This is a genomic window from Pseudomonas sp. QC2, from assembly GCF_002859085.1.
GTDB classification, from domain to species: Bacteria; Pseudomonadota; Gammaproteobacteria; order Pseudomonadales; family Pseudomonadaceae; genus Aquipseudomonas; species Aquipseudomonas petroselini.
This window is the reverse complement of the sequence record NZ_PKKS01000025.1, coordinates 45,961-63,485: the sequence shown is the minus strand read 5'-3', so window position 1 is coordinate 63,485 and position 17,525 is coordinate 45,961. Positions and strand designations below refer to the sequence as shown.

Annotated in this window: 16 protein-coding genes and 1 tRNA gene; 14 read left to right on the top strand and 3 right to left on the bottom strand. The window is 59.7% G+C overall.

Annotation, left to right across the window (positions count from 1 at the left end):
• Positions 1-63 precede the first annotated feature (63 nt).
• The 7 genes from QCBJ_RS26880 to QCBJ_RS26850 all read left to right on the top strand — a co-directional run bounded on the left by QCBJ_RS26880 (position 64) and on the right by QCBJ_RS26850 (position 7,826).
• On the top strand, positions 64-582 hold the full coding sequence (locus QCBJ_RS26880; protein ID WP_015885083.1) for a DUF2059 domain-containing protein: 519 nt from the start codon (positions 64-66) through the stop codon (positions 580-582).
• A gap of 6 nt (positions 583-588) precedes the next feature.
• Entirely contained in the window at positions 589-882 is a 294-nt protein-coding gene (locus QCBJ_RS26875) for a BolA family transcriptional regulator (RefSeq protein WP_015885082.1), read from the top strand.
• A 187-nt stretch (positions 883-1,069) separates the two neighbouring features.
• Positions 1,070-2,011: a rhodanese-related sulfurtransferase gene (locus QCBJ_RS26870; protein WP_093543785.1), complete on the top strand. Its 942-nt coding sequence runs from the start codon at positions 1,070-1,072 to the stop codon at positions 2,009-2,011.
• A gap of 36 nt (positions 2,012-2,047) precedes the next feature.
• The gene (locus QCBJ_RS26865) at positions 2,048-2,650 is read left to right on the top strand and encodes a DsbA family protein (RefSeq protein WP_015885080.1); all 603 of its coding nucleotides are present in this window, start codon (positions 2,048-2,050) and stop codon (positions 2,648-2,650) included.
• Entirely contained in the window at positions 2,643-4,445 is a 1,803-nt protein-coding gene (locus QCBJ_RS26860) for an ABC transporter ATP-binding protein (RefSeq protein WP_015885079.1), read from the top strand. Before QCBJ_RS26865 ends, QCBJ_RS26860 begins: the two co-directional genes overlap by 8 nt.
• Before the next feature lie 71 nt (positions 4,446-4,516).
• A complete protein-coding gene (locus tag QCBJ_RS26855) occupies positions 4,517-6,979 on the top strand; it encodes an EAL domain-containing protein (protein ID WP_015885078.1) in 2,463 nt (820 codons plus the stop codon).
• 79 nt (positions 6,980-7,058) lie between these two features.
• Positions 7,059-7,826: a TenA family transcriptional regulator gene (locus QCBJ_RS26850; RefSeq protein ID WP_371916690.1), complete on the top strand. Its 768-nt coding sequence runs from the start codon at positions 7,059-7,061 to the stop codon at positions 7,824-7,826.
• Positions 7,827-7,883: 57 nt separating this feature from the next.
• On the opposite strand, the gene QCBJ_RS26845 is transcribed toward QCBJ_RS26850, so the two are convergent.
• Together QCBJ_RS26845 and lldD are read right to left on the bottom strand one after the other, a co-directional pair.
• Positions 7,884-8,810 carry a GGDEF domain-containing protein gene (locus QCBJ_RS26845; protein WP_043205693.1) on the bottom strand — a complete coding sequence of 309 codons (927 nt, stop codon included), beginning with the start codon at positions 8,808-8,810 and terminating at the stop codon, positions 7,884-7,886.
• A gap of 302 nt (positions 8,811-9,112) precedes the next feature.
• A complete protein-coding gene (gene lldD, locus QCBJ_RS26840) occupies positions 9,113-10,255 on the bottom strand; it encodes an FMN-dependent L-lactate dehydrogenase LldD (protein ID WP_102061942.1) in 1,143 nt (380 codons plus the stop codon).
• A 100-nt stretch (positions 10,256-10,355) separates the two neighbouring features.
• On the opposite strand from lldD, the gene QCBJ_RS26835 reads away from it, so the two are divergent.
• From QCBJ_RS26835 to QCBJ_RS26820, 4 genes are all read left to right on the top strand, one after another.
• Entirely contained in the window at positions 10,356-11,252 is an 897-nt protein-coding gene (locus QCBJ_RS26835) for a LysR family transcriptional regulator (protein WP_102061941.1), read from the top strand.
• Between the two features lie 60 nt (positions 11,253-11,312).
• Positions 11,313-11,388, top strand: a tRNA-Asn gene (locus QCBJ_RS26830).
• Positions 11,389-11,719: 331 nt separating this feature from the next.
• Positions 11,720-12,340: a LysE family translocator gene (locus tag QCBJ_RS26825; RefSeq protein ID WP_082893892.1), complete on the top strand. Its 621-nt coding sequence runs from the start codon at positions 11,720-11,722 to the stop codon at positions 12,338-12,340.
• Between the two features lie 9 nt (positions 12,341-12,349).
• Complete coding sequence (locus QCBJ_RS26820) at positions 12,350-13,336, top strand: quinone oxidoreductase (protein ID WP_224795906.1); 987 nt, start codon at positions 12,350-12,352, stop codon at positions 13,334-13,336.
• A 21-nt stretch (positions 13,337-13,357) separates the two neighbouring features.
• Here the strand turns inward: QCBJ_RS26820 and QCBJ_RS26815 are convergent, their stop codons facing one another.
• A complete protein-coding gene (locus QCBJ_RS26815) occupies positions 13,358-14,236 on the bottom strand; it encodes a LysR family transcriptional regulator (protein ID WP_102062039.1) in 879 nt (292 codons plus the stop codon).
• Between the two features lie 160 nt (positions 14,237-14,396).
• Between QCBJ_RS26815 and QCBJ_RS26810 the strand changes: the two genes are divergently transcribed.
• The 3 genes from QCBJ_RS26810 to QCBJ_RS26800 are packed head-to-tail and all read left to right on the top strand — an operon-like array spanning position 14,397 to position 17,198.
• Positions 14,397-15,473 (top strand): fatty acid desaturase, encoded by a 1,077-nt coding sequence (locus QCBJ_RS26810; RefSeq protein ID WP_177410688.1) that lies wholly within the window; start codon positions 14,397-14,399, stop codon positions 15,471-15,473.
• Between the two features lie 14 nt (positions 15,474-15,487).
• On the top strand, positions 15,488-15,943 hold the full coding sequence (locus tag QCBJ_RS26805; RefSeq protein WP_102061940.1) for a cobalamin B12-binding domain-containing protein: 456 nt from the start codon (positions 15,488-15,490) through the stop codon (positions 15,941-15,943).
• Positions 15,944-15,992: 49 nt separating this feature from the next.
• Positions 15,993-17,198, top strand: coding sequence for a methylaspartate mutase (locus QCBJ_RS26800; protein WP_102061939.1), 1,206 nt, complete (start codon positions 15,993-15,995; stop codon positions 17,196-17,198).
• The last annotated feature ends 327 nt before the right edge of the window (positions 17,199-17,525 follow it).

Sequence of the window (17,525 nt, the reverse complement as noted above, 5' to 3'; positions counted from 1 at the left end):
GTTTTTTAGGCGCAGAATGGGCGCCCTTGGGGTCTTACCTCGCCTGCTAGAAAAGGAAACTCGATGACTCGTCTTCGTGCCATCTGTACCGCGGTTGCTCTGGTTTGCGCCAGCGGCCAGGTTTTTGCCGATACCGCCAGCCACAACGCCAGTGCCGAAGCCTTCCTTACCCTGGCCCATGCCGACAAGCTGGGTACCCCGGTGTACATGCAAGTGCAGCAAATGTTCGCCCAGCGTTTCGAACAGACCAAGGCGCCTGCCGCCAAGCAGTCCGTACTGGACAGCTATCAGGCCAAGGCCAACGCCGCCCTGGACCAGGCTATCGGCTGGCCAAAGCTGAAGCCTGACATGGTCAAGCTCTACACCACCAACTTCAGCGAATCCGAACTCAAGGACCTGGTTGCCTTCTACCAGTCGCCACTGGGCAAGAAAGTCCTGGAAAAAATGCCGCAACTGACCCAGCAATCGGCCCAGATGACCCAGCAAAAGCTGGAAAGCGCCGTGCCGGTGGTGAACAAGCTGTTGGAAGACATGACCAACGAGCTGACGCCAAAAGCCGCCGCACCGGCCAAGAAGAAGTAAGCAGGAATGACCATGCAACAGCGTATCGAAACGGCGCTTGCCGCCCTGGGCACCGACCACTTGAGCGTGCTGGATGAAAGCCATATGCACAGCCGTGGGTTGCAGACCCACTTCAAGGCCGTGCTGGTCAGCCCGCAGTTCGAGGGGCTCAACCGCGTCAAGCGCCACCAGAAGGTCTACGCCACCCTGGGTGACCTGATGAGCGAGTTTCATGCGCTGGCGCTGCATACCTACACGCCTGATGAATGGGCGAAAATCGACGCAGCCCCGGCCTCGCCGACCTGCGCCGGCGGGCACTGACACTCTGGCGCATGGGCTTGTTGGGGCTGCTTCGCCGCCCAGTGGGAGCAAGCTCCCTCGCCACAGTAAAGAGGCGGTCCATAAACGTCGCCAATTTTGTTAGAATCCGCAACGCGCCGCTTAGCCGGCGCGTTTTTTTTGCATCCGGTTCACCCCTTACGAGGGTAGCCACCTGGAGAGAACACCCATGACTCAACCGATCGTCGTGGCGGCACTGTATAAGTTCGTCACTCTCGAAGATTACGTCGCCCTGCGCGAGCCACTGTTGCAGGCGATGGTCGACAACGGCATCAAAGGCACCTTGCTGATCGCCGAAGAAGGCATCAACGGCACCGTTTCCGGCAGCCGTGAAGGCATTGATGGCCTGATGGCCTGGCTGAAGACCGACCCCCGCATGGTCGACATCGACCATAAAGAATCCTACTGCGACGACCAGCCGTTCTACCGCACCAAGGTCAAGCTCAAGAAAGAGATCGTGACCCTGGGCGTCGAGGGCGTCGACCCGAACAAGAAAGTTGGCACCTACGTCGAGCCGCAGGACTGGAACGCGCTGATCAGCGACCCGGAAGTGCTGTTGATCGACACCCGTAACGACTATGAAGTGTCCATCGGCACGTTTGAGGGCGCGATCGACCCGAAAACCACCAGCTTTCGCGAATTTCCCGATTACATCAAAGCCAACTTCGACCCCGCCAAGCATAAGAAAGTCGCCATGTTCTGCACAGGTGGCATTCGCTGTGAGAAGGCCTCGAGCTACATGCTCAGCGAAGGCTTCGATGAGGTTTATCATCTCAAGGGCGGCATCCTGAAGTACCTCGAAGAGGTGCCCCAGGCGGAAACCAAGTGGCAGGGCGACTGCTTTGTTTTCGATAATCGCGTGACCGTACGCCACGACCTGAGCGAAGGCGACTACGATCAATGTCATGCTTGCCGCACACCGGTGAGCGTTGAAGACCGCGCCTCCGAGCACTACGTGGCTGGCATCAGTTGCCCGCATTGCTGGGATAAGCTGCCGGAGAAAACCCGTCGCAGCGCGATCGACCGGCAAAAGCAGATCGAGCTGGCCAAGGCCCGCAACATGCCGCACCCGATTGGTTTCAACTACAAGCAAACCCCTTCCGAGGCCTGAGCCATGTCCGCGCGCCTGCTCTACGTAATGGACCCGATGTGTTCCTGGTGCTGGGGCTTTGCCCCGGTGGCCGAGGCGTTGGTGGAGCAGGCCCAGGCGGCCGGCGTGGAACTGCACCTGGTGGTGGGCGGCTTGCGCACCGGCAGCGGTGCGGCGCTGGAGCCAACCACTCGGCGCTACATCCTGGAGCACTGGCAGGCGGTCACCGAGGCCACCGGCCAGCCGTTCAAGCGTGAAGGCGCGTTGCCCGATGGTTTTGTCTACGACACCGAGCCGGCGTGCCGCGCCATCGTCACCGCCCGCAGCCTGGCGCCGGACTGTGCCTGGACGCTGCTGGGGCTGATCCAGCGCGCATTTTATGTCGAGGGTCGCGACGTGACCTTGGCCAGTGTGCTGGTGGAGTTGGCCGAGCAAGCGGGCATCCCGCGTATCGAGTTTGCGGGCGCCTTCGACCGTGCCGAGCAACACGCCGCCACCGCTGCCGACTTTACGTGGGTGCAGGATCTGGGCATCGCTGGTTTTCCGACGCTGCTGGCCGAGCGCAATGGCCAGTTGGCCCTGCTGACCAATGGTTACCAGCCGTTGTCCGAGCTGTCGCCGTTATTGGGCCGATGGCTGGAGCGGGCAACCTGTGCATGAACGCCCTCAACGCACCGATCGCCTGACCTGGGCAGAAATTCGCCGGCTGGCCCTGCGCCACAAGAAATCCCTGTGGATCGCCAACGGCGTTGCCGTGCTGGCGACCCTGTGCAGCGTTCCTATCCCTTTACTGTTGCCGTTATTGGTGGACGAAGTGCTGCTGGGCCACGGCGATGCGGCCCTGAACGTGATGAACCACGCGCTGCCTCTGGGTTGGCAGAAGGCGGCCGGCTATATCGGCCTGATGCTGCTGGTGACCCTGTTGCTGCGCTGCGGTGCGCTGGTATTCAACGTGGTGCAGGCGCGGCTGTTTGCGCGGCTGGCCAAGGACATCGTGTACCGCATCCGCGTGCGCCTGATCGAACGGCTCAAGCGTATTTCCCTGGGCGAATATGAAAGCCTGGGCAGCGGCACGGTCACCACGCACCTGGTCACCGACCTGGACACCCTGGATAAATTCGTCGGTGAAACCCTCAGCCGCTTTCTGGTGGCGATGCTGACGCTGGTGGGCACCTCGGCCATTCTGGTGTGGATGCATTGGCAGCTGGCCTTGCTGATCCTGCTGTTCAACCCGCTGGTGATCTACGCCACGGTGCAGTTGGGCAAGCGCGTCAAACACCTTAAGAAGCTGGAGAACGACAGCACCTCGCGCTTTACCCAGGCGCTGACCGAAACCCTGGACGCCATTCAGGAAGTGCGCGCCGGCAACCGCCAGGGTTTCTTCCTCGGGCGCCTCGGCCAGCGTGCCCAGGAGGTGCGTGACTACGCGATCCATTCCCAGTGGAAAACCGACGCTTCCAGCCGCGCCAGTGGTTTGCTGTTCCAGTTTGGTATCGACATCTTCCGCGCCGCCGCGATGCTCACGGTGCTGTTCTCCGACCTGTCCATTGGCCAGATGCTCGCGGTGTTCAGTTACCTGTGGTTCATGATCGGCCCGGTGGAACAGCTGCTGAACCTGCAATACGCCTACTACGCGGCGGGCGGGGCGCTGACGCGGATCAACGAACTGCTGGCGCGTGCCGATGAGCCGCAGTACGCCGGGGGCCAAGACCCGTTTGCCGGGCGTGAGACCGTGGGCATCGAGGTGCGCGGCCTCAGTTTCGGCTATGGCGAAGACCGGGTGCTCGACCAGTTGAACCTGGCCATCGCGCCCGGTGAAAAGGTGGCGATCGTCGGCGCCAGCGGTGGCGGCAAAAGCACCCTGGTGCAGCTGCTGCTCGGGCTCTACACGCCCCAGGCCGGGACGATCCGATTTGGCGGCGCCACCCAGCAGGAAATTGGCCTGGAGACCATTCGCGAGCACGTCGCTGTGGTGCTGCAACACCCGGCGCTGTTCAACGACACCGTGCGCGCCAACCTGACCATGGGCCGCGAGCGCAGTGACCAAGCCTGCTGGCAGGCACTGGAAATTGCGCAGTTGGAGGCTACCGTCAAGGCATTGCCGATGGGCCTGGACAGCGTGGTGGGGCGTTCCGGAGTGCGGTTTTCCGGCGGGCAGCGTCAGCGCCTGGCGATTGCGCGCATGGTGTTGGCCGAGCCGAAAGTGGTGATCCTCGACGAAGCGACTTCCGCCCTGGACGCCGCCACCGAGTACAACCTGCACCAGGCGCTCGCGCGCTTCCTCAGCGGGCGTACTACACTGATTATTGCCCACCGCCTGTCGGCGGTTAAGCAGGCCGATCGAGTATTAGTCTTCGACGGCGGTCACATTGCTGAAGATGGTGATCATCAACAGTTGATTGCCGACGGCGGCCTGTACGCCAAACTCTATGGACACCTGCAACAAGTGCGTTGATTTAGCCTAGGCTGAGCTATCAGAAGCGGATTTTCGCGTGCGTATCCAGCAGTGCATGTGCAAGGGACTTCATGAAGCAAAAGCGGACTCTCGGAACGCCAAGGCTGTTGGGCATTGTCTGGCCCTTTATAGCCGTCGTACTGTTCCAGGCATTGTTAGGCTGCGTCAGTCTTTACGTGCTTTCGGCAGTACGTGGCTATGTGGCCGGCGAAAGCCTGTGGTCCAAGGGCCAGAAAGACGCCATCTATTACCTGACGCTGTACGCCGATAACCGCGACGAAACCACTTACCTCAAATACCAGCAGGCCATTGCCGTGCCCCAGGGCGGGCATGAACTGCGCATTGCCCTGGACCGTTCCACGCCCGACCTGAGCGCTGCACGCCTGGGCATTCTCAAAGGCGGCAACCACCCGGATGACGTTTCCAGCCTGATCTGGTTGTACCTCAATTTTCGCCATTTCAGCTACCTGGAAAAAGCCATCGAGCTGTGGACCGTAGGCGATGGCTACCTGGTGCAATTGGATGAACTGGCGCGTGAGATGCACAGCTCGATCACTCGCGACCAGGTCAGCGCCAACGATGTGCAGCAATGGAAGGCGCATATCATCGCCATCAACGAAGGCGTGACGCCCGCTGCCAAGGCCTTTAGTGATGCGTTGGGCGAAGGCTCGCGGATGATCCTGGGGTTGCTGCTGATCACCAACCTGGCCACGGCGCTCGGCCTGATTGTGCTGGCGTTGTTGCGTACGCATAAGTTACTGGCTCAGCGCCACGCCTTTGCCGATGCCCTGCAACAGGAGAAGGAGCGGGCGCAGATCACCCTGGAGTCGATTGGCGATGGGGTGATCACGACCGACGTCGACGGCGCCATCAGCTATATGAACCCGGCGGCCGAGGCGCTGACCCACTGGAATTCGGCCCAGGCGCAAGGGTTACCGCTGGCAGCGCTGTTCAACTTGCTGGATGACAATGCCCAGCCCGACGGCTTTACCCTGATCGAACATATCGTGAAGGGCCAACTGAGCGGTGGCAGCGAGCATTCGAAAACCATCCAACGCCTGGATGGCAGTACGGTGTCGGTGACCCTGGTGGGCGCGCCGATCCGCAGCGGGGGTAAAGTCACCGGGGCGGTGCTGGTGTTGCATGATATGACCCAGGAGCGTCAATACATTGCCAACCTGTCCTGGCAGGCGACTCACGACGCCCTGACCGGCCTGGCCAACCGTCGTGAATTCGAGTTCCGCCTGGAACAGGTGCTGCATCCTGCCGCTCAGCAGTACGGCGGGCGACATGCCTTGATGTTTCTTGACCTGGACCAGTTCAAGCTGGTCAACGACACCTGTGGCCACGCGGCGGGTGATGAGCTGCTGCGGCATATCTGCGCGCTGCTGCAATCGGACCTGCGCGAAGGCGACACCCTGGCGCGCCTGGGCGGGGATGAATTCGGCATCCTGCTGGAGAATTGCCCGGCGGCGGTGGCGGAGAAAATCGCCGAGAGCCTGCGCCATACCGTGCAAAGCCTGCACTTTGTGTGGAAGGGCCGGCCGTTCATGACCACCGTCAGCATCGGCCTGGTGCACTTGGGGCACACCCCGACCACCCTGGAAACCTCACTGCGCGCCGCCGACATGGCGTGCTACATGGCCAAGGAAAAGGGCCGCAACCGTGTGCAGGTGTACCACGCCGACGACTCGGAACTGTCGCTGCGCTTTGGCGAAATGGCCTGGGTGCAGCGTCTGCACATGGCCCTGGAAGAGAACCGGTTCTGCCTGTATGCCCAGGAAATCTCACCCCTGGGGCAGACCGACGGTGGTGATGGGCATATCGAGATACTGCTGCGCCTGCACGACGAAGCCGGGCGCATCATCTTGCCCGACAGCTTTATCCCGGCCGCCGAGCGCTACGGTCTGATGACATCCCTTGACCGTTGGGTGGTGGAGAATGTGTTCAAGATCATCGCCCGTTGCCTGCACGAGCGTCCAGGTCGCCCTATGGCCATGTGTGCGATCAATCTGTCAGGCATAACTATTGGTGATGATGACTTTCTCGGATTTTTGCGTGAGAAATTTCATACTTACGCAATTCCGCCCGGCATGATCTGTTTTGAAATAACCGAAACCAGCGCTATTGCAAACTTGGGCAGTGCGATCCGCTTTATTAATGAACTCAAAGCCTTAGGCTGTCAGTTTTCGTTGGATGACTTTTGTGCCGGAATGTCCTCATTCGCCTATCTCAAACATTTACCTGTAGACTTCCTGAAGATCGATGGAAGTTTCGTAAAGGATATGCTGGACGACCCGATTAACCGCGCGATGGTCGAAGTGATCAACCACATCGGCCACGTCATGGGTAAGCGCACAATTGCAGAGTTTGTCGAGACACCGCAAATCGAACAGGCGTTACTCGAAATTGGTGTGGATTACGCTCAGGGCTACCTGATTGAACGACCGCAATTGTTTACCTTTGATAGCTTGCAGTGTCGACCTGTGCGGCCGCAGCCTCTGTTATTCAAGGCGCCCGGCACATTCCGCTGAAACATTTGCTGGTCTGTACAATCACACTTAAAAAGGAGCCTTAACAGTGATCGACACATTCAACAGAACCGGCCCGCTTATGGAAGCCTCGAGTTACCCCGCCTGGGCTCAGAAACTGATCCTGGACTGTAGCGAGAGCAAGCGTCGAGTTGTCGAACACGAACTGTACCAGCGCATGCGCGATAACACGCTCAGCGCCAAAACCATGCGCCATTACCTGATCGGTGGCTGGCCAGTGGTGGAACAGTTTGCCTTGTACATGGCACAGAACCTCACCAAGACCAAATTTGCCCGCCATCCTGGGGAAGACATGGCGCGCCGCTGGCTGATGCGCAATATTCGCGTGGAACTCAACCACGCCGACTATTGGGTGCACTGGGCCCGTGCCCATGGTGTGAGCCTGGAGGAGTTGCAGGCCCAGAACGTATCGCCGGAGTTGCATGCACTGAGCCATTGGTGCTGGCACACCAGCTCCGCCGATTCGCTGATCGTGGCCATCGCCGCGACCAACTACGCGATCGAAGGGGCGACCGGGGAATGGTCCGCCGTGGTGTGTTCCACCGGCGTCTATGCGGCGGCTTTTCCCGAGGAAGAGCGCAAACGTGCGATGAAGTGGCTGAAAATGCACGCCCAGTACGATGATGCCCACCCGTGGGAAGCGCTGGAAATCATCTGCACCCTGGCCGGCATGAACCCGACCAAGGAACTGCAGGCAGAACTGCGCCAAGCCGTGTGCAAGAGCTACGACTACATGTTCCTGTTCCTGGAAAGCTGCATGCGCCTGGAGAAAGAGAAAGCCCCCGCAGTGATGCGTGAGCGCCAGGCGCGGGTCGCCAGCGAAGCTTGACCTGTGGTGAGGGAGCTTGCTCCCTCGCCAGCATTGAAGTGTCGCGCGTTGGCGGGGTTACCCCGCCATCGCCAGGCGGTTACGGCCTTCGCGCTTGGCCACGTATAACGCGGTGTCGGCTCGGCGCAGCAGGCTTTCGGCAGACTCGGCGGCCAGCAAGGTCGAGCAACCGAGGCTTACCGTCAATTCGATCCGCGTGTCATCCGCCCAGTAGTCCTGGGCCTGTGCCGCTTGGCGCAGGCGCTCACCGACCATCGCCGCCGCGTCTCGGCCGGTGTTGGACAGCAGGATCAGAAACTCTTCCCCGCCAAACCGGAACACCATGTCCACGTTACGCAACTGGCCCTTGATCGCCGCGGCGACGGCGCGCAATACATTATCGCCCGCAGCGTGGCCATGGGTGTCGTTGATGCGCTTGAAGTGATCGATGTCGATCATCAACAAGGACAGCGGGTTCAGGTGCCGGCGCGCCATGTCGATTTCCCGTTGCAGGGTCTGGTCCATGGCGATGCGGTTGCCGGTCTCGGTTAACGGGTCGCGCAGGGCACTGCGGGTGGCGGCGCGATACAGCAGGGCGTTGCGCATCGGGTAGAGCAGGGGGGCCAGCAGCGATTCGAGCTGGCCGAGTTCCTCTTCCGACAACCGTTGGTTACGCCGAAAGATCAGCTCGCCCAGGTGTTCGCCTTCATGGCTCAGGCTGTAGCTCACCGAATGGTGGCCGCGATGGCCGAATTCCAGGCGCAGGTCGCTGGCTTGATGACGGTATTGCAGGGCGTCCAGGGGTACCAGGCGCTGGATCTCGCGGAAGAACACGCCGAGGATGCGCTCCGGCTCCAGGCTGGTTTGCAATTGCTGGCCGAGCTGTTGGCGAAGTTGAGCAAGGGTCGTGGGGCGGCGTGGAAGGAGGGATGGCTGACCAAACCCCAGGCGTTGCAATTTGGCACTGTCGAAGTCAATTGCGTTGGTCTGGGTAGGTGTTTTCATAAGCGATCGGCCTCTAAGCACTAAGCTGTCTTACAGGCTCGATGAGAGTGGCAAGTGCCAAGCGTCTTACTGTTCCTTCAGTTCCGTAAAACATTAGTAACAGTTTAGACCGCTTTGCAGTGGGTTATAACCCCTGGGCACCGCCGCACGTCTTGTCATCGCTTAACCTGCTTGGGATTGGTTAGAGCGATATTCATGCCAATTTGTTTAACATTATTAAATGTTCTTATAAAACAACGACTACTCCCTAATCAGAAAGCAGTCGTTGGATCAGCGCGCCGGTTATTTGGCTGATGTCAGTCTTACTGCCACTGGCCTACCAGGGTGGTGTGGTCAATCTGATCAATCGACGTTACGCCGGTCAAGGTCATCGCCACGCGCATTTCTTTGGCGAAAATGTCCAGCAGGTTTTCCACGCCGTTTTGGCCATCGGCAGCCAGGGCATAGGCGCTGGCGCGACCCAGCAGGCACGCCTTGGCCCCCAGGGCAAGCATGCGCACCACGTCCAGCCCGGAACGGATGCCGGAGTCCACCAGCACCGTGAGGTCGTCGCCCACCGCATCGGCAATCGGTGGCAGGGCCTTGGCGGTGGACAGCACGCCGTCCAATTGGCGGCCGCCATGGTTGGACACCACGATGCCATCGGCGCCGAAACTCACTGCGTCCTTGGCGTCCTGGGGGTCGAGGATGCCTTTGATGATCATCGGGCCTTTCCAGAATTCGCGGATCCACTCCAGGTCTTTCCAACTGATCGACGGGTCGAAGTTGTTGGCGAGCCAGCCGATGTAGTCTTCCAGATGCGTGGGTTTGCCCAGGTACTTGGAGATATTGCCCAGGTCGTGCGGGCGGCCCATCAAGCCGACGTCGAAAGCCCACTGCGGCTTGGTCATGGCCTGCAGCATACGTCGCTGCGCGGCGAACGGGCCGGACATGCCCGAGTGAGCATCGCGATAGCGCGCGCCGGGCGTGGGCATGTCCACGGTAAAGACCAGTGTGGTGACCCCCGCGGCTTGTGCGCGCTCCAGCGCGTTGCGCATAAAACCCCGGTCCTTGAGCACATAGAGTTGGAACCAGATCGCCCGCGCGCTTTGTGACGCGACTTCTTCAATCGGGCACACCGACACCGTCGACAGGCAGAACGGAACGCCTTTGTTCGCCGCCGCTTTAGCCGCCTGAACTTCACCACGCCGCGCATACATGCCGGTCAGGCCCACCGGGCTGAGGATCACCGGCATGTCCAGTTCCTGGCCGAACACTGTGGTTTTCAGGCTCAGGTTATCCACGTTGCGCAGGATGCGCTGGCGCAGGCTGATCTCGGCCAGGTCCGAACTGTTCGCACGCATCGTGTGTTCGGCGTAGGCGCCGCCGTCGATGTAGTCGAACAGGAAGCGCGGCAGCTTGCGCTGGGCGGCTGCGCGGTAGTCGGAGGCGGACGAGATGATCATGAACGGTGTCTCCACGAGGCAGGGCGGATCAGGATAGGTAAATTTATGTCATGATAAAAACAACTTTTATCACTGGTATCCAGTCGCCAAGGGAATACTGATGAACTTGAGAACATTGCGTGCCTTTGTCGAAGTGGTGCGCCAGGGTGGTTTCTCCCAGGCTGCCGAGGTGGTGTCCCTGACCCAATCCACCGTGAGTAAGGCGGTCAAGACCCTGGAAGAGGAATTGGGTACGCCACTGCTCAATCGTCTTGGCCACCGCAACGAACTCACCGCAGCCGGAGAAATTGCCTACCGCCGTGGCTTGGTGCTGCTCGCCGAGCACAACGACCTGGTGGCCGAGATCAACGACCTGCGTGGCCTCAAGCGTGGCGTGCTGCGTATCGGTTTGCCGCCGGTTGGCTGCGGTGTGCTGTTCGCGACGATGTTCGCCACCTACCGCAGCCGCTACCCGGACATCGACATCGAACTCACCGAATACGGCAGCAAAAAACTGCGCGAGTGCCTGGAAGCAGGAGAGGTCGACCTGGCGGCCCTGCTGCTGCCGGTCGACGAAGACTTTAACTACCAACCGGTGCGCAATGAACCGCTGATGGCCGTGCTGCCCATCAGCCATCCACTGGCTTCGCACACACGCATCGACTTCACCGACTTGGCGGACTCGCCGTTCATCTTGTTCGAAGCGGGCTTCGCCCTGAACGCCAAGATCCTCGCCGCCTGCGAGCACAAAGGCGTCACCCCCAAGGTGACCGCCCGCAGCGGGCAGATCGACTTTATCGTCGACCTGGTCGCCGCCGGCCTGGGCGTGGCCTTCCTGCCGCGGATGCTGGCGCACAAACATCAACACGCCGGCATCGCCCTGGTCCCCTTGGACGAACCCCACACCGACTGGCACATCGCCCTGGCCTGGCGCGCCAGCGCCCACCTGCCACCCGCCGCCTTGGCCTGGCTGGAGTTGGCCAAGGAACACGCCGATTCAACCGGCTATCCGGATTAATGCCACCGAATGCCAGGCAAGGCTTGACTTCTCCTTTTTAATCAGTAACATACGGCGCATTCCGCGATAGCTCAGTTGGTAGAGCAAATGACTGTTAATCATTGGGTCCCTGGTTCGAGTCCAGGTCGTGGAGCCAGATAGCAACATAAAGAGAAGCCTGCAGAGATGCAGGCTTTTTTTTGCCTTGGATTTCTCCCGGGTGATCAAAGCGCACAGCGTGACCAGCATGAAGCCGTCTCTAATCCTACGATTCAGAAGCAAGCCCCCTGAAAGTTGAATCCCCCCGGACTCTCCAGGCATCAAATAACCGGGAAGGGCGCGAGCCCCCTCCCTCCCGGCCACAAAACAAGCGCCGCCCCGTTTGCCCCATTTATGGGATATCACTTTGCGCTCTTCGCTATAACCTTATAAGCAACTGCCAATTAGACTTGAACCGTGCATTCCATGCTGTGATCGAGGATAACAACGTGCAAGAGATATTCAGCATCAACTGGCTGCTTTGGCTGTCAACCATGGCCCCGCTGACGCTTAGTGCAGGGCCCGGAAACTTGATGGTTGCGACATCGGGCGCACAAAGCGGTGTACGTCGTTCGGTGCAGTTCATCATCGGCCTGGACATCACCTATTTCCTGCTGGCGGTGCTGGTCGGGCTGGGGCTTTACCACACGCTGATGAACAGCCCGCGACTGGTGTGGGTCCTGCAAGTGCTCGGCAGTTTCTACATTCTGTGGCTGGGTGTACGCCTGCTGCGTCGTCCGCTGAAGGCGCCTGGCGACAAAGCCATACATCTGCAGTTTCGAGACGGCATCGTCGTGCAGTTGGGCAATGTGCAGGGCATCGTGATGCTGATGGTGATGTTTTCCACCTTCATGCCCTCCGGAGAGACCAGCAGCAGCACGGTCCTGATTTTGAGCGCTGCACTGATTTCGCTGAATTTCTTTTCCCATGTCGTCTGGGTATCGATGGGCTCGTCCGTGCAGAGACTGATCCATGCGCGGCCCAAGCTGCTGGTGTTACAGAACGCGGTGTTTGGGTTGATGTTGATCGCGGTAGCGGTTTGGATTTTCCTGCGTACCGGCCCACTGTAAGGAGGTCGCATGACCCATGCCTATGCTGTTGTCTTCGCCAAGCCTGGAGAGCCTCAGGTCCTCGAACTACGGGACTACCCATTGCGGGCAGCCGGCCCCGGGGAAATCACCATTGCCATTGAGGCGGCTGGCGTCAATTTCATCGATGTACATCGGCGCTCCGGGGCGCTTGAGGATGGATCTTCCTTTCCACGAACCCTGGGCGTGGAGGGTGCAGGAAGGGTGGTCGACTGTGGACCGCAGGTGCGAGGTTTGAGTCCCGGCGACCGGGTCGCATTCGTGGACAGCTCCACAGGCAGCTACGCCAGTCACGCTGTACTGCCAGCCACTCGCGCCATTCGACTGCCCGATGACGTATCGAGTGAAACCGCCGCTGCATTGATGTTCAAGGGGCTGACCGCCGAATACCTGACTCATCGCTGCGTACCGCTCGCGCCTGACGATTGGGTCGTGTGGCATGCGGCGGCTGGCGGTGTGGGGAGCATTGCCACAGGCTGGCTGGCGGCCAGGGGCATACGGGTGATTGGGCTTGCTTCCAGCGAAGCCAAGCGGCGCCAAGTGCTGGATGCCGGCTGCTACGCGGCCCTTGACTCCGATGCTCCCGGAGCCTTGTCGTTCATTCGTGAAGTGACCGACGGCAAGGGCGCTCACACCGTATTCGACTCTGTCGGACGCGCTACCTTTGAGCTGTCATTGGCCAGCTTGCGTCAGCGCGGTCATCTGGTGCTGTTTGGCAATGCATCGGGCGACGTGACGGGGTTCAATCTGTCTCGGCTTGGAAGCATGGGCTCGCTGCATGTAACGCGACCGTCCTTGAAGCACTACGTCGGTCAGGACGCCGAACTTGCCAGCAGTGCCGCACAGGTGCTCGCTTCGCTGTCCAAAGGTTTGATTGCTGTGCCCCTCATAACGCGCCTTCCGCTCGCCATGGCAGCCGAGGCTCATCGCATCATGCAGGACCGGCAAACCCAAGGCTCACTGATCCTGGTGCCATGACCCTTCATCCACCGCACGCTATTACATCTCTGCCGTTTTGCTGTGGAACAGCTCCGTCAGGTAGTCCACCACTTGATCGACGCGACCCACGCCCTGCGTCGCCTGATTGCGCAGCAGCCATATATCGGAACTGTGCAGCGGGCTGTCGGCCAGGACCTGACGCAAGCCCGACTTGTGTGCGACATAGGTCGGCAGCGCGGCGATCCCCAGATGAGCTTCCACCGCCTTGAGCTGGGCATTGAGATTGGATACGCGCATCCACGGTTTCTGCTCGCCGCTCACCTCATTGAGCCATTGCGCGAGCGGCATATAAGACATCTCCTCGGTCCAGCCAATCAGTTGGTGGTCCTTCAGGTCATCCGGCGTCGCGGGCAGTTTGTTAGCGGTCGCATACCCGTCCGAACAGAAAAGCCCCTGCATCAGCGTACCGACCCGGCGCATGGTGAAGTTACCGTTTTCCGGCCTGCGCAGGCGGATAATGATGTCGCTATGGCTTTGCGTGAGTTTTGACGACACCGCCGTATTGATGAAGTCGAAGCTGATCTCGGGGTATCGATCACGGAAGTCCGCCAGCCCGGGAATGATCAGGTGCGTGCCCATCAGCTCCGGGCAATCGATGCGCACCGGACCAGCCATCCGGTCGTTTGGCTGCGATATCTGACGCTCCATGAGCTTGAAGCGCTCCTGCGTCTCCAGTGCCAGCGGAAGCAACGCTCTGCCGGCTTCCGTCAGGAAATAGCCGTTGGTCTTTTTCAGGAACAGCACGGCACTCAGCGACTCCTCAAGTGCGGCGATCTTGCGCGACACCGTCGATGCCGAAATTTTCAGCGAGTTTCCCGCCTCGGTCACGTTATTGGACTTGGCCACGAAGATAAAAACTTTCAGATCATCCCAGTTCACGTTGATGCCGTACTCAAAAATGAAAAATCGATCCCCATCTATTTCTGTTCGAAATAACGAGAGGTCACGGTACAGTTTTTTTCGATGGAACGAACCCGCAGAGGAAACATGGATGATACGTAACTCGATGCGCACCCTTCCAGGGTTCATGCAGCCATTTTTGAGCTGGCTGACCGCCAAGCCTCTACCTGAGGATCTTAACCAGGTTCGTACGCTGAAACCCATTCACCATATTCTTGTATCAGCGGGATTAATTGCATCGGGCGTGGTGTTGGCCGGCGTCGGTTACTTGCACGGCAGCGTCATTTTGTGGGCGCTGGGTTTTGTGCTGGCCACCGGCGGTATCAAGCAGATGCAGGTGATGATTTGCCACAACTGCGCCCACGAGATGGTGTTTGAACAGCGCGAAACGAACGTGACCGTGGGCCGGATCATTTCCGGCGTATTGATGCTCAAACCCTTCGATACCTATAAGCGCGAGCACACGCTGCACCACAGTTCCAAAACGCTGCTGACAGACGATGACGACACTCTGTCGTACCTGCAAGGGGTGGTGGGATTAACACCTTCCGACAGCGTGACCACGATGTGGACCAAACTGGTCTGCACCGCGCTGTCACCGCTGGCTATCCTGCGCTCGTTCTGGAGCCGAGTGAAGGGCACCGCAACCGCGTCGAACCGCCGTGTCGCCGCCCTGACGCTGAGCTTCTGGGCCACGGTCAGTCTACTGGCGGCAGCCCTGGGCCATTTCGATCTTTTCATCATGGCGTGGGTGGTGCCGGTGTTTGCCGGCTATCACATAAGCACCACATTCCGCCTGGCTGCCGAGCACACCTGGCCCAGCGTGGAGGTCCTGGAACGGCGCGGTATCGACTTCATCTGCGAAAGCACGACCGGCGTATTCATTGGTGAAGAGTTGCGCATACCGCAGGCAGCGGGCGCTCTGCGCCGCAGCGTTTGCATCAGCGTCTGGATGATCAAAATGCTGGGCTTCCATTTGTTCATCCGTGTGTTCGTGATGGTCGGCGATACGCCGTGCCACGACTTTCACCACCGGCGCCCCCGATCCAAAGAGTGGCCCAATTACATTACCGCGCGCGAGCGCGACAGGATCGACGGCTCAAAACCGTTTCCGACCAACTACGCCGATTACTGGGGCTATATCAGCGCCGTCACGGTCAACTTTCGCAACTTCCAGAACGCACTTCCGTATTACGCAAGAAAAACAGAAACTTAAAAGGGATTTTAACGATGACGTTCAACAAAACCGCACTGCTCATCACCGTGCCATCAGACTCCCATAGCTGGAATCTGGTGTTCATGGAGTTTCTGCTCAACGACCTGGGCTACAAGGTAGAAAACCTGGGGCCCAACACACCGATGGACGACGTCATTGCGCGGCTTGAGCGCAATGGCTGCGCAATCGTTGTGATCAGCACGGTCAATGGTCACGGCTACCTTGAGGGCGCCGAACTCGCCCGGCGCATTCGCAGCGAGACCCATCACGTCGACGGGCTCTACATCGGCGGAAAAATCTGCACTGAAAACGACGCCCAGACCATCGCCCGGCACAGCGATACGCTTCGGGAGGCGGGGTGTGACGAGGTGTTCGACGACAGCGTGGCGAACAGTTTTGATGCCTTTCAGGCGCTCGTCAGCGCACAGTTGTTTCCCGCCCATTACCTGGAAAAGCGGGTAGCGCGATGAACGCGTACTCGGCGCCAGATAACACAAGGACCGGAAAAGGCCTGCCGACATGAACGACTTCAACACCCACGTGCTTGAACAGTTTGACCTGCACGGCCCAGTGCTCCAGCCGCGCATGGGCTTCAGTGACCCCGGCCTGATGCAGTCCGGGCTTGAGGCCACGGCGGCCAGTCGCGCGAACACCGTATGCACCATCACCCTCGATGCATTTACTCGAGTGAATAACCTTGAGGCGGCGCAACGGGCGATCGACAGCGCGTCCATGCTTAACGGCTACCCGATCGTGAATCACCCGGCGACGAAAACTCGCGCGATGCTCGACCAGATTCATGCGCGCTACCACCTGCCGGTGCAGATTCGCCATGGCTCGCCCGATCCGCTGCACATCTTCGAACGCATGGTCGAAATCGGCTCGGCCACCACCGAGGGCGGGCCCATTTCCTATTGCCTGCCGTACAGCCGTACGCCGCTGCGTGAGGCTTTCGGCCACTGGGCAAAAGCCTGTCGGGTGCTTTCCGCAGGATCGGAGCACAGCCACATCGAGAGCTTTGCCGGCTGTATGATGGGGCAGATGTGCGACCCGGTCATTTTAGTGGCGCTCAACATTCTGGAAGGTCTGTTTTTGCGCGCTCACGGCATCCAGACGTTGTCGTTCTCCTACGCCCAGGGCACCTCGCCCGTGCAGGACCGTGCCGCTGTGACCGCCTTGCAACAACTCGCCAGCGAATACTTCGCACCGGGCAGCTACCACTTCGTCGGCTACGTGTTCATGGGGTTTTTCCCACGAACCCTGGGCGGGTTTTGCCGGATCACCGGCGATGCACTCGGCATGATTCGATCCACCGGTGTACAGCGCGTGATCATAAAAACGCCGGTGGAGTCACGGCGTATTCCTCGGATCGAAGAAAACATCGCCGCCTTGGAATACGCCAGCTATTGCTTGCACACCAAGGGTGTGTTGCCGGATATCCCGTTCGACGCGCAAGAGCACGCCCGCATCCTGGACGCAGCAAGGCGACTGATTGAAGGCACGCTGGCGCGTGATGCCGACTTGTCCGAAGCGATACTCAGCGCATTCGACAGTGGGTTTTTATCGATTCCCTATTGTCTCCACCCGGATAACAAACGCGGTGCTGGTACGGTGTTGACGGCGAACAATTACTACCAGGGGTTTGAGGGGGAGCGGGTGGAGAATGCCTTTTCCTTTCTGGCGGCGTTGCGGCAGAACATTCGGACTTACGACGGGGTGGTGTGAGTGGTGGATCTGACGTTTGCTACGGTCACCGGTGATCGGCGTAGTGACCAATAGGCGCGTCGTCACAGGGTCATATCAAGTGATTTTCTCGGCTTTAGCCGCCGCCATATCGTCAAGGATCTGTGGGGGCATCGAAGCATCGCCACGACTCTGAAGTCTGTTCATGTGGATGTTGAGCAGGTGAGGCACGCACTGGAGGCGATGCGGTAGCGGCCTATCTAACGTCTTGGGTTGAGACACAGGTGAGCGAAAGCGTGAGAGACAAGCTAACCCTATATGGGCTTGGTCCATGACTAGAACGCTCGGCTCTTTAAAGGAGAGCGTCAG